This is a genomic window from Pseudomonas sp. 2822-15 (assembly GCF_002742515.1).
GTDB classification, from domain to species: Bacteria; Pseudomonadota; Gammaproteobacteria; order Pseudomonadales; family Pseudomonadaceae; genus Aquipseudomonas; species Aquipseudomonas salomonii.
In genome coordinates this window covers 1-325 of sequence record NZ_LJRY01000117.1, presented here as the reverse complement: position 1 = coordinate 325, position 325 = coordinate 1, and the positions used below count along the sequence as shown (strand labels likewise).

Annotated in this window: 1 protein-coding gene; it reads left to right on the top strand. The window is 40.0% G+C overall.

Annotated features, from left to right (window positions below; all coding sequences use genetic code 11):
- On the top strand, positions 1-325 hold a 325-nt coding region (locus AOA59_RS32795; protein WP_218212186.1), incomplete at both ends, for a hypothetical protein.

The following is a 325-nucleotide window of genomic DNA, read 5'->3' as shown; positions in this document are numbered from 1 at the left end:
CTATTTGGCACAAGCTATTTATAGATGTCATCCTACTAGCAGTTGCAGGCTATGGTTGGTATACATTACGTCAAGATTGGCAAGTTGTGAACTACTCGGATGAGAGTATCGCGATTGATCCATTATTGCTACTCGTTCCTGGCCTTTTTATTATTGGAATAACCTTATTGTGTTTTAGAATATATCCTTGGATCATCGCACTTATTACATGGATCGGACGGAAACGATGGCCCGTTCATGTTTATACAGCCTTCATGCAAATCGGGCGCACCTCTAAACAATATCAGTTTTTCATGCTTTTTCTAGTGATGACAATCTCCATTGG